Here is an 11,561-nt window from a genome sequence, read left to right as displayed (position 1 = left end):
TTGCTCAGTTGACACATCAGAAAGTCAGCTTCGTAACTCGGCTACGCCCAAAGACAGTTTATCAAGTTAAATCAAGCCGCAGTGTATTAGCGACTAAAGGCATTATTGCGGATGAATGTATTGAATTGAGCAGTGCGCATGCCAAGAAAAAAGGTGTACCTAAATTATTAAGACGTATAGCGTTTTATGATACAGATAAGAAAAGAACATTCGAATTTCTGAGCAACAACTTTCATCTGGCAGCATCCACCATTGCTGCAATTTATAAAGACCGCTGGAAGATTGAGTTATTCTTTAAAGCCATCAAGCAGAATTTAAAACTGAAGTCATTTCTAGGTCGAAGCCGCAATGCGATACAAACGCAAATATGGATTGCATTAATCGCCTATTTGCTGGTGAACTTCGCTAAACACATGGCACAAGAAGAATGGAGTATTCAGCGTTTATTGCGNCCGAAGGTGCTTTTTACAATTTCACTCATCAATGCATCAAGCGTCAATATCCGCATTCAAGGCATTTTCTTCAATGAAGGCACGACGCGGTTCCACATCATCTCCCATCAAGCAGGAGAACATGCGGTCTGCCTCAATAGCATCTTCAATGGTCACTTGCAGCATGTTACGGTTTTCAGGATCCATGGTGGTTTCCCACAGCTGTTCCGCATTCATCTCGCCCAAGCCTTTATAGCGCTGGATCATCATACCACGACGTGAGTCGGATAAAATGTGCTGCCAAACCTGATGGAAAGTCGATACCTGGATCTTGCGATCACCTTTCTGCAAATAAGCGCCTTCTTCAAGCAAGCTAAACCAGCTCTTTGAATTTTGCAGCAAACGCTTGTATTCACTTGAACCGAGCAATCCGGCATCCAGTAAATAATGATGCGGCAAGTTGTGTACATAAACTGTTACGCGTGGCCAGTAATGTGCCACTTTGCTACCGTCTGCATGTTCTTTTTCAAACAGCTCAAGCGTGATTTCAGGGCGTAAACTTGGCTGTTGAACTTCAATGGCTGCACGCAACTGTTCAGCCCACTGTTTTACATAGTCTTCATCATGGTTATGGTCAAGCTTGAATGCTTCCAGGCCCAGTAAACCGTCCAGCAAGCTTGCTGGATAACGTAGCGTTAAACGCTGCAAGCTCTTCTGTGAAGTCTGATAGTCAGCAATGACTTTGGCTAAAGACTCACCCCGAATTGCAGGTGCATCGGCGCTGACATGCAGTTCCAGCTCATCAATTGCGTTGGAAATGAGATAGGTTTCAAGCGCATCATTATCTTTAATGTACTGCTCTTGCTTGCCTTTTTTCAGCTTATATAACGGTGGCTGTGCAATATAGATATAGCCGCGTTCCACCAGTTCAGGCATTTGACGGAAGAAGAAGGTCAACAGCAGCGTACGGATGTGCGAACCGTCGACGTCAGCATCGGTCATGATGATGATTTTGTGATAACGCAATTTATCCGGATTGTACTCTTCGCGACCAATACCACAGCCCAGTGCCGTAATCAGCGTACCCACTTCCTGACTCGAGATCATCTTGTCAAAACGTGCACGTTCTACGTTCAGGATTTTACCTTTCAGTGGCAGAATGGCTTGCATCTTACGGTTACGGCCCTGTTTGGCAGAACCACCTGCAGAGTCACCTTCGACCAAGTACAATTCAGACAATGCCGGATCTTTTTCCTGGCAATCCGCCAATTTGCCTGGTAAACCTGCAATATCCAATGCGCTCTTACGACGGGTCATTTCACGCGCCTTACGAGCCGCATCACGCGCACGTGCCGCGTCGATAATTTTACCCGCAATCGCCTTGGCCGCTGTTGGATTTTCCAGAAGATATTCAGCAAATGATTTATTCATTGCCTGTTCTACGGCGGGCTTCACTTCACTGGAAACCAGTTTTTCCTTGGTTTGTGAAGAGAATTTCGGATCAGGCACTTTAACCGAAACAATCGCGGTTAAACCTTCACGTGCATCATCCCCAGAAACGTTCACTTTCTCTTTTTTGAGCAAGTTTTCGCTTTCCATATAGCTGTTTAAACCACGGGTCAAAGCTGCACGGAAACCGGCTAAATGCGTCCCCCCATCTTTTTGGGGAATGTTGTTGGTAAAGCAGCGTACGTTTTCTTGATAAGTGTCATTCCATTGCAAGGCAACTTCCACACCAATGCCATTGTCTGCCTGAACAGTAAAATGAAAGATATCATTCAGATGGGTTTTGCCCTGGTTGATATATTTCACAAATTCAGACAAACCGCCTTCATAATCAAATACATGCTCAGCATCTATACGTTCATCACGCAGCACAATACGTACACCCGCATTCAAAAATGAAAGTTCACGTAAACGGCGCGCCAAAATATCGACATTGAAAATGGTTTGACTAAAGGTCTCGGCACTTGGCCAGAAACGTACTGTCGTCCCGGTTTTATCGGTATCGCCCACGACTTTGAGTGGATAGACCGGGTCACCATGTTTATATTCTTGTTGGTGGATATGGCCAGCTCTGTGAATGGTCAATTCCAGTTTGCTGGACAGGGCGTTGACGACCGAAACCCCGACACCGTGCAAACCGCCAGAAACTTTATAGCTGTTATCGTCAAACTTACCGCCGGCATGCAGAATGGTTAAAATCACTTCAGCTGCAGACACGCCTTCTTCAGGGTGAATATCGGTCGGAATACCACGGCCGTTATCGGATACGCTGACAGACTCATCTTCATGAATGGTCACCAAGATTTCGTCACAGTGGCCTGCCAAGGCTTCATCAATGGCGTTATCGACCACCTCAAACACCATGTGATGTAAGCCCGAGCCATCGTCAGTATCACCAATATACATACCTGGACGCTTACGCACAGCATCGAGGCCTCGTAACACCTTGATACTAGAGGAATCATAAGCCTTTTCATGGGTTGGTTCTGTTTGAGAAGCAGCTTGATCTTCTGAACTCATGGTTTCTCCCTAGTGAAATATAGGTCTATCCAAAGATGGGTAAAATTTAAAAAGTTATTGCACAACAACCTGAACTTGACCATTTTCAACTTTGAATAATTGATATGAAATAGACAAATCATGTAAATGTTTTTTGACCGATTCATGCTCTAAAGTGGTAATAAAAACTTGACTACCCAGCTGGCTCAATCGCTCAATTAATCGTCGTTGTGCAGTTAAATCTAATTCTGCTGTCAGATCATCTAATAATACCACAGTTTCCTTATTACAGGCATGCAGCATTGCAATCTGTGACAGTTTTAAAGCCATAATCAGGAGCTTTTTCTGGCCCCGTGAAAGTACCACATCAGCATCGCCCATGGCTGTTTTTAAACGAAAATCTGCACGATGCGGTCCGTATTCGGTATAACGGCGATCGACATCTTTCTGATGATGCACAGTCAAGTCATGCAGCAAGCCCTGTTCGGTATGAAAGCCGGGACTATATTCCAGTTCAACCGCAAGATTGGGCAGCAAATGCTGCAAATCCTGCTCAAAATAAACCTTCCACTGCTCGACAATGCCGCTACGCTGCGAATTCAGCATTTCACCATATTCCGCCAGCATTTTGTTCCACGGTTCCAGATCCTGCAAACTGAGATTTCTGCTCGATTTCAGCAAACTGTTGCGTTGCTTTAAGGCACGGGCATAGTACTGCCAGGCATGATAAAAATCCGGTTCCACGTGGAACATCAGCCAGTCCAGCAATTGCCGGCGCGGTTTGGCCCCATAATCGATAATATCGGTACTTTGTGGGTCAATATGCTGTAAAGGCAGTATTTTGGCCAGTTGCCCTTGGGTGGCAATATGATCGCCATTGACCTTAATCAGCTGTTCACCGGAGAGCAGCTTTTGCATGCCAATTTTTTCCGTTGCCGATTGTGCAAACACAATCGCATCGCCGGTTTCATTCTGAATATAATTTTTCGGAATATGGGTGCGAAAAGAACGTCCGGTCGCCAGCAGATGAATGGCTTCCAATATTGAGGTCTTGCCTGAACCATTTTGCCCGTAAAAGACATTAAACGGCTGCAACTCCTGGAGTGCAACCGTCTTTAAGTTTCGAACACGTTCTATATTTAAACGCGTAATATGCATGGTTAAATCTGATTCAATAGCGTTGAATTAAACACGCATTGGCATTACAACATAGGTCTGATCCTGTTGTGCCGGATCATGCACCAATACCGACTGGTTGGCTTCAGTCATGGTCATGGCGACATCTTCACCATCCAACACATTCAGCACATCAAGCAGGTACTGGGCATTGAAAGACATTTCCATCGGTGCATCGGCATACTGAATGGCCAAATCTTCAATCGCTTCATCTTGCTCCGGGTTATTGGCACGCAGCTGCAAAGAATCGGCACCAAAATTCAGGAACACGCCACGTAATTTTTCATTACTGAGAATGGCCACACGCTGCAAGGATTGCTTGAATACGTCATGCGCGATCAATACGTTTTTATCACCACCACGTGGAATCACACGACGGTAATCCGGGAATTTTCCATCAATCAGTTTAGTCGTGAAACGAACGGTAATATCACCCTGCTCTTTATCGCGGCTTGGGGTGCTAATGGTCACATTTAACAGTTCACGGCCAATCAATAAAGACAATTGCTCATCTTCAATGCTGAGCAGACGCTGTAACTCGGCAACCGCTTTACGAGGCACAATCGCTTGAATCGGCTGAGTTGCAGTAGATTGTGCAACAGTTTCACACAGCGCCAAACGGTGACCATCAGTCGTTACAGCACGCAACTGATTTTGGTCAATTTCGAGCAAGGTACCGGTCAAATAAAAACGTACATCCTGTACCGCCATTGCAAAAGCCGTTTTTTCAAACAGGCGTTTTAATTCGCGCTGAGTCACGGTCACTTGCGTACCTTGGGCATTTTCGGTACTTAACAACGGGTAGTCTTCAGCTGGCAAAGTCCCCAGTACAAAGCGGCTATTGCCTGATTTTAAAATACAGCGATCTTCAGTAATTTGCAGGTCAATCAATGCCGCAGCAGGCAAGGATTTACAGATATCCATCAGTTTACGTGCCGGTACAGTGGTTTCACCCACCTGCAGGCAAGCCCCTTCAGCCAGGGTGGTACTGGCCACCAGTTCCACTTCCAGATCAGAACCGGTAATGGTTAAGGATTCATTGTTTACTTGAATTTTGACGTTAGACAGAATGTTTAAAGTATGGCGACGTTCAACCGCTCCTACGACATGTGACAGAACATTAAGTAAGCTTTCTTTCGCGATTTTCAAACGCACGGTACATTCCTCTAACAACTGAAGATGAAAATAAATAAATGTGTTTTTTAGCAGTGTACTATGCGGCAGAATATGCCGCATTGCAAGAATAGAATTTGATCAATTCAGATCAGCTTTGCAACAGCCGTTGCAGGTTTTTATAGTCTTCATTAAAGATCGGATCTTCTTCCCGAAGGCTGATCACTTTTTCACAGGCATGCATCACGGTACTGTGGTCACGCCCACCAAAGGCCATGCCAATTTCGGGAAAACTGTCCCCGGTCAGTTCACGTGCCAAGCCCATGGCCAGCTGACGTGGGCGGGCATAAATACGGGTTCGTTTGGGACCGACAATTTCTTTTAAAGGAATACGGAAATATTCACTCACCACGCGCTGGATATTTTCAGTACTGATGGTACGGGCACGGATGGCCAGCACGTCTTTTAACGATTCACGCACGACATCCAGATCGATTGGCGTGCCTTTAAAACGGGAAATCGCCACCACCTTGTTCAGCGCACCTTCCAGCTCACGAACATTGGCCACCACTTGCTGGGCAATAAACAGGGCACAATTACGCGGCAATTCCACCCCACTGCTTTCGGCTTTTTTCAGCAAAATTTCAATTCGGGTTTCAATATCCGGTGGCTCAACTCCAACTGACAATCCCCAGGAAAAACGTGAAACCAGACGTGCATCCAGTTCCGTCAATTCTTTGGGATAACGGTCGGAAGTCAGAATAATCTGTTTCGATTCATCCAATAGCGCGTTAAAAGTATAAAAGAACTCCACCAGGCTGGCTTCTTTACCGGCCAGCAAATGAATATCATCCACCAGCAACAGATCGAGCGAGCGGCAATTCTTTTTAAACTCTTCCACTTTGCCTTGCTGTAAAGAGCTGACAAAATCCTGTACAAAACTCTCGGCCGTCATGTACATCACCCGTGCATTCGGCTTGGCTTGCAATAAAGCATTTCCTACCGCCTGCATTAAGTGAGTTTTACCCAAACCGGTCGGTCCGTATAAAAATAGCGGGTTATGCTGTGAAGCACCCAACTGGGTTAACACTTTACGGCAGGTTTCAGCTGCCATCTGGTTGGAACGGCCTTCAACAAACAATGAAAAAGTAAATAAGGGATTGAGTAAACGTTTCCGGCTATTTTTGCTGCCGGTTTCATCTTTTTCTTTTTTCGGTTTGGAAACAGCGGCCGGAACAGATTGCAACGCAGCCGTAGTAGTTGCCGGCTGTTCATTGGCTGACAGGATTGCACCCGGACGCGAATCCACCAGAATCTCGACTTTACGTACCCGGCCTTCAGACATCTGTTCGGCCAAAATCGTAATCAGTTCCAGATGATGTTCCTGAATATAGCGGGTCCAATAAGGATTGGGGGCATAGAGTCTTAACGTATCGTTCAGCTCTTCCGCAACCAGAGGGCGAATCCACATGGTAAAGACATTTCCCGAAAGCTCTTGTCGCAAACGAGTTAGACAGTCTGTCCAAAGCATGTGAAACCCCTATTCATTCCATTGTTAGTAAAAAAAATCATGCGAGCCCGACCAAGCGGGTCGCCATTCTATCGAAGTTATCCACATCTGTCATGGCAAAATTCAGGAAATATCACTCAAAAAAGCAAATTTCCGATTAAATTTAAATTTAAATCATAGTGTGGATAAGTTTATCCGCAAGCTGTGGATAAAATATAGCACAAAGTTATCCACAAATTAATAAAATCATAAAAACATAGATATCCACAACTTAAATTTATGTTTATTAAAAATAAAATATGCTTTTCCACAAAAAAAACCCACCCTAATAATAATAAATTTAAATTTATAAATTTGAATTTATTTATAGAAATGCGGTTTTGTGGGGATAACTCTAAAAAATTATAAATTTAAATTCATAACCCAACACAATCATGTTTATTCACAACAACCTGTGGATAATATTGTGAGTATTTCTGTTTATAACTTATGTTGTTTTATTAATCAATAATTTACACTGTGTATAAAATAGATACAAGTTTTAATAATCTAACGATATGTTTAATCCATCAATCTTGTAAAAACCGGCTTATTTTGAAAGAAAGTTTGTTTTTGATTGACAGCTCACTGAATGAACACTAAAATCGCGAACCTTCATAGAAAGATCATTTTTGGAGTTTCAATATGAAACGTACATTCCAACCATCAGAATTAAAGCGTAAGCGTGTTCATGGTTTCCGTGCTCGTATGGCTACTAAAGCTGGTCGTCAAGTATTAGCTCGCCGTCGTGCAAAAGGTCGTCATAGCTTAACTGTTTAATCTGTTAACGCTATTACGATTTTGGGTGTTATGACACTTTATGGCTTCAGCACAGATGTACGTATACGCTGTGCTGCCGATTATAAAAGTGTGTTTGATGGTGCGCTTTTTAAAGTGCATCAACCCCATTTCCTATTTCTTGCAAAAAATTCCGAACAGCCGAAAAGCCGTTTGGGTATTGTTGTTGCGAAGAAGAAAGTGCGTCGTGCACATGAAAGAAATAGAGTAAAACGTCTTGCTCGTGAAAGTTTTCGCCTGCATCAGCAGCAATTAGATTTATTAGATATTGTGGTCATGCCTAAAATGGGCATTGAAGCAGTGCCTAATGCAGAATTGCAGCAGCAATTACAATTTGCTTGGCAGAAATTGCAACGCCTTGCCAAAAAGCATAAAAAGATAGCTCCCTCCCCACAAAAGTAGAGAAGGCCAATGGTACGTTTACTGCATTGGTTGATTCGATTCTATCAGATCGCGATTAGTCCTTTATTGGGACCTCGCTGTCGTTATATTCCAACATGTTCTCAATATTCTTTGGAAGCAGTCCATACTTATGGAGCTGTGCGTGGTGCGTGGTTAGCTACTCAGCGTATTTGTCGTTGTCATCCTTGGGGGGGCTCGGGTTATGATCCGGTTCCGCCAAAGGCAATTCGTTTTATTTCATTTCAGCAAATAGATTCTCAAACGCTTCACGTTGTTGTACCCTTTCGTGATCGTTTATTGAACCGAAATCACTCTAACTACTTGGGATAATAGATATGCAACAATGGGCCAGGTTTGCAATTCTAGGGGCCATGTTTGTCGTCGCATATTTGCTTATTTTGGCTTGGCAAAAAGATTATGGTCATGCAGAAACTCAACCGCAGCAACAAACTGCCGTTGTTTCACATGAAGTATCTGCAGATTTGCCAAATGGTCAAACCGCTGCTACTGCGTCTGACATGCCTCAAGCGAATATTGCGACTCAGCAAACTACAACAGATGCCACTGCACCTGTAAGTCAACAGCTTATTTCAGTACAGACTGACCTTTATCATCTTTGGATTAATCCTAAAGGTGGTGACATTGTTCGTATTGAATTATTGAACCATGATAAAGATAAAGACAGTAATGCGCCGTTCGTGATGCTGGAAAGCGATGCAAAGCGCACCTATGTGGCTCAGTCTGGATTGATTGGTTTAAATGGACCAGACAGTAACCGCAACGGTCGTCCGGTATATGAGATTGAAAAAGCATCTTATACACTGGCAGATGCCAAAGCGGAAAAAACCAAAGATGGTCAAGCGGTTAAAGTTTTATCGGTACCGATGGTCTATAAAACTGCTGATGGTGTCGAGATTATTAAGACCTTTAGTTTCAAACAAGGTGAATATCCGATTATTGTCAGCCACAAAGTGGTGAACCGCAGTAGCCAGAACTGGCAGGGCCAGATGTTTGGTCAGATCAAGCGTGATAATTCGGATGATCCAGGTAAATCTTCCCAAGGTATTTTCACCCTCGGCACATTCCTGGGCGGTGCGTGGGGAACGCCAGATGAACATTATAACAAGCTGAAATTTGACAACTTCAACGATGAAAAGCTGAATGTGGAAGCCAAAGGCGGCTGGGTTGCTGTAGTGCAGCATTATTTTGTCAGTGCCTGGATTCCGGGAGATATTAAACTCACTCAAGCCAATGGTCAGCCTTATAGTGCCAAACTGGAATCTCGCCAATCTACCGATAACATGAACATTATTGGTTTCACTTCACCGACCATGAATGTACCTGCCGGTACCACGGCGGAAGTGGATGCGACCTTCTATTCAGGTCCTAAAATTCAGTCTGAATTGAAAGACCTCGCTGTGGGCCTGAATCAAACTGTGGATTATGGCTGGTTATGGCCAATTGCCAAATTATTGTTCTTAGGTCTGCAGTTCTTCCATAACATTGTGGGCAACTGGGGCTGGTCAATTATCCTGTTGACCGTATTGGTCAAACTGATTTTGTGGCCATTGTCGTCCAAGAGCTACCGTTCGATGGCGAAAATGCGTGTGATTGCTCCTGAAATGCAACGCATGAAAGAAGAGTTCGGTGAAGACCGTATGCGCTTCTCGCAAGAAATGATGGCGCTGTATAAGCGTGAACAGGTCAATCCATTATCGGGTTGCTTGCCATTGCTATTGCAAATGCCGATTTTCCTGGCCTTGTACTGGGTATTGATGGAGTCGGTAGAACTTCGTCATGCACCATGGTTAGGCTGGATTCAAGATTTGTCTGCAATGGATCCGTGGTTTATCCTGCCGTTACTGATGGGCTTGACCATGTTTATCCAGCAGTCCTTAAATCCGCAACCGGCTGATCCGATGCAGGCGAAAGTCTTCAAGATCATGCCAATTATCTTCACCGTATTTATGCTGTTCTTCCCTGCGGGCTTGGTATTGTACTGGATTGTCAACAACAGTATTACCATCTTGCAGCAAGGTCTGATCAACAAAGGTGTTGAGAAAGAACGCGAAAAACGTGACGTTGTTTAAGTAACGACTGATTGCGAATAGCTGAATAAATCCGCTTAAGATGGTAATCTTAGGCGGATTTTTCTTTGGCTGTGATTTGGGATTTTTTAGGTGAATTTTATGCAAAACCTTACTACGATTGCTGCGATTGCAACTCCGCCCGGACGTGGTGGCGTGGGGGTAATTCGTCTGTCGGGTCCAAAATCTTATGCCATTGCTGAAGCTTTAACCCAAAAAGCCTTGCCTAAAGCCCGTTTTGCCGGTTTCCGCCAGTTTTATGATGCGGCTGGTGAAGTCATGGATGAAGGCTTGGCCATTTGCTTTCCTAACCCCCACTCCTTTACCGGTGAAGATGTGGTGGAGTTGCAGGGTCATGGCGGCCCGGTGATTCAAAATGCCCTGCTCGGCCGTTTGCTGGAACTGGGTGCAACCGCTGCCAAAGCCGGTGAGTTTTCCATGCGTGCCTTTGAAAATGGCAAACTGGATTTGGTTCAGGCCGAAGCGATTGCCGACCTGATCGATGCCACCTCCCAGGCCGCTGCGCGTTCTGCGGTACGCTCCTTGCAAGGTGCCTTTTCTACCCGGGTCAATACCGTGCTGGAGAAATTGATTCACCTGCGCCTGCATGTGGAAGCTGCGATTGATTTCCCGGAAGAAGAAATCGACTTTTTGGCAGACGGTAAAATTTTAGCCCTGCTGGAAGATGTGCAAAGTTCAGTCGCTGCCGTTCAGACCTCGGCACGCCAAGGCCAGTTGTTGCGTGAAGGCTTGCAGGTGGTGATTGCGGGTAAACCGAATGCGGGTAAATCTTCCCTGCTGAATACCCTGGCAGGCAATGAACGCGCCATTGTGACCGATATCGCCGGTACCACCCGTGACGTCTTGCATGAAAAAATCACCTTGAATGGCTTGCCGATTACCCTGACCGATACCGCAGGTTTGCGTGAAACTGGTGATGTGGTGGAAAAAGAAGGCATCCGCCGCGCGATTAAAGAAATTGAACAGGCCGATTTGTTGCTGCTGGTCTATGACTTAAGCCAGGGCGAAGATCCGCTGCAATTGGCACAAAACTATTTTTCCGAACATCTGGAACCGCGCCGTTTAATGCTGATTGCCAACAAGTGTGACTTGACCGGTGCAACTGCTGCAATTGGTGATTATCAGGGTTTCCGTCATATTACTGTTTCTGCCAAGCAGGAAACCGGAGTCCAGTCACTCATAGAGGCAATTACAGCGCATGCAGGCTTCCAGCCGGAAGAAGATACCTTTATTGCCCGTACGCGCCACTTAGACGCAATGAAGCGCACTCAGCACTACCTTGCAGAAGCACGTGAACAACTGGTGGTGTATAATGCAGGCGAGTTGGTGGCGGAATCCCTGCGATTGGCTCAAAATGCCTTGGGTGAAATTACCGGGGATTTCAGTGCAGATGACTTGTTGGGCAAGATTTTTGGATCATTCTGTATCGGAAAGTAATTTCAATTTAAGCCATTATTCTAATAAGTTCCAATAGATTAC

Annotated in this window: 9 protein-coding genes and 1 pseudogene; 6 read left to right on the top strand and 4 right to left on the bottom strand. The window is 44.9% G+C overall.

The features are described 5' to 3' along the window. A pseudogene (locus H4I94_RS09435) lies at positions 1–449 on the top strand (transposase); the annotation flags it as partial. Positions 450–488: 39 nt separating this feature from the next. On the opposite strand, the gene gyrB reads toward H4I94_RS09435, so the two are convergent. The 4 genes from gyrB to dnaA all read right to left on the bottom strand — a co-directional run bounded on the left by gyrB (position 489) and on the right by dnaA (position 6,756). Then, positions 489–2,957: a DNA topoisomerase (ATP-hydrolyzing) subunit B gene (gyrB, locus tag H4I94_RS09430; RefSeq protein ID WP_261182914.1), complete on the bottom strand. Its 2,469-nt coding sequence runs from the start codon at positions 2,955–2,957 to the stop codon at positions 489–491. Positions 2,958–3,011: 54 nt separating this feature from the next. Beyond that, positions 3,012–4,094 carry a DNA replication/repair protein RecF gene (recF, locus tag H4I94_RS09425; protein WP_261182913.1) on the bottom strand — a complete coding sequence of 361 codons (1,083 nt, stop codon included), beginning with the start codon at positions 4,092–4,094 and terminating at the stop codon, positions 3,012–3,014. Between the two features lie 27 nt (positions 4,095–4,121). Further along, positions 4,122–5,267: a DNA polymerase III subunit beta gene (gene dnaN / locus H4I94_RS09420; protein WP_092820949.1), complete on the bottom strand. Its 1,146-nt coding sequence runs from the start codon at positions 5,265–5,267 to the stop codon at positions 4,122–4,124. A gap of 109 nt (positions 5,268–5,376) precedes the next feature. Then, positions 5,377–6,756 carry a chromosomal replication initiator protein DnaA gene (dnaA, locus tag H4I94_RS09415; protein WP_086176714.1) on the bottom strand — a complete coding sequence of 460 codons (1,380 nt, stop codon included), beginning with the start codon at positions 6,754–6,756 and terminating at the stop codon, positions 5,377–5,379. 663 nt (positions 6,757–7,419) lie between these two features. On the opposite strand from dnaA, the gene rpmH reads away from it, so the two are divergent. The 5 genes from rpmH to mnmE all read left to right on the top strand — a co-directional run bounded on the left by rpmH (position 7,420) and on the right by mnmE (position 11,519). Further along, positions 7,420–7,554 carry a 50S ribosomal protein L34 gene (rpmH, locus tag H4I94_RS09410; protein WP_000831329.1) on the top strand — a complete coding sequence of 45 codons (135 nt, stop codon included), beginning with the start codon at positions 7,420–7,422 and terminating at the stop codon, positions 7,552–7,554. A 30-nt stretch (positions 7,555–7,584) separates the two neighbouring features. Next, on the top strand, positions 7,585–7,974 hold the full coding sequence (gene rnpA, locus H4I94_RS09405; RefSeq protein ID WP_092820945.1) for a ribonuclease P protein component: 390 nt from the start codon (positions 7,585–7,587) through the stop codon (positions 7,972–7,974). A gap of 9 nt (positions 7,975–7,983) precedes the next feature. Beyond that, positions 7,984–8,304: a membrane protein insertion efficiency factor YidD gene (gene yidD / locus H4I94_RS09400; protein WP_261182908.1), complete on the top strand. Its 321-nt coding sequence runs from the start codon at positions 7,984–7,986 to the stop codon at positions 8,302–8,304. A gap of 5 nt (positions 8,305–8,309) precedes the next feature. Then, complete coding sequence (gene yidC, locus H4I94_RS09395; RefSeq protein ID WP_261182906.1) at positions 8,310–10,064, top strand: membrane protein insertase YidC; 1,755 nt, start codon at positions 8,310–8,312, stop codon at positions 10,062–10,064. A 99-nt stretch (positions 10,065–10,163) separates the two neighbouring features. After that, positions 10,164–11,519, top strand: coding sequence for a tRNA uridine-5-carboxymethylaminomethyl(34) synthesis GTPase MnmE (gene mnmE, locus H4I94_RS09390; protein ID WP_261182905.1), 1,356 nt, complete (start codon positions 10,164–10,166; stop codon positions 11,517–11,519). The last annotated feature ends 42 nt before the right edge of the window (positions 11,520–11,561 follow it).

It is taken from the genome of Acinetobacter sp. T_3_1 (assembly GCF_025377055.1).
GTDB lineage: Bacteria > Pseudomonadota > Gammaproteobacteria > Pseudomonadales > Moraxellaceae > Acinetobacter > Acinetobacter kookii.
Note: the sequence above shows the minus strand (reverse complement) of the source record. Positions and strands in the feature narration are given on the sequence as shown.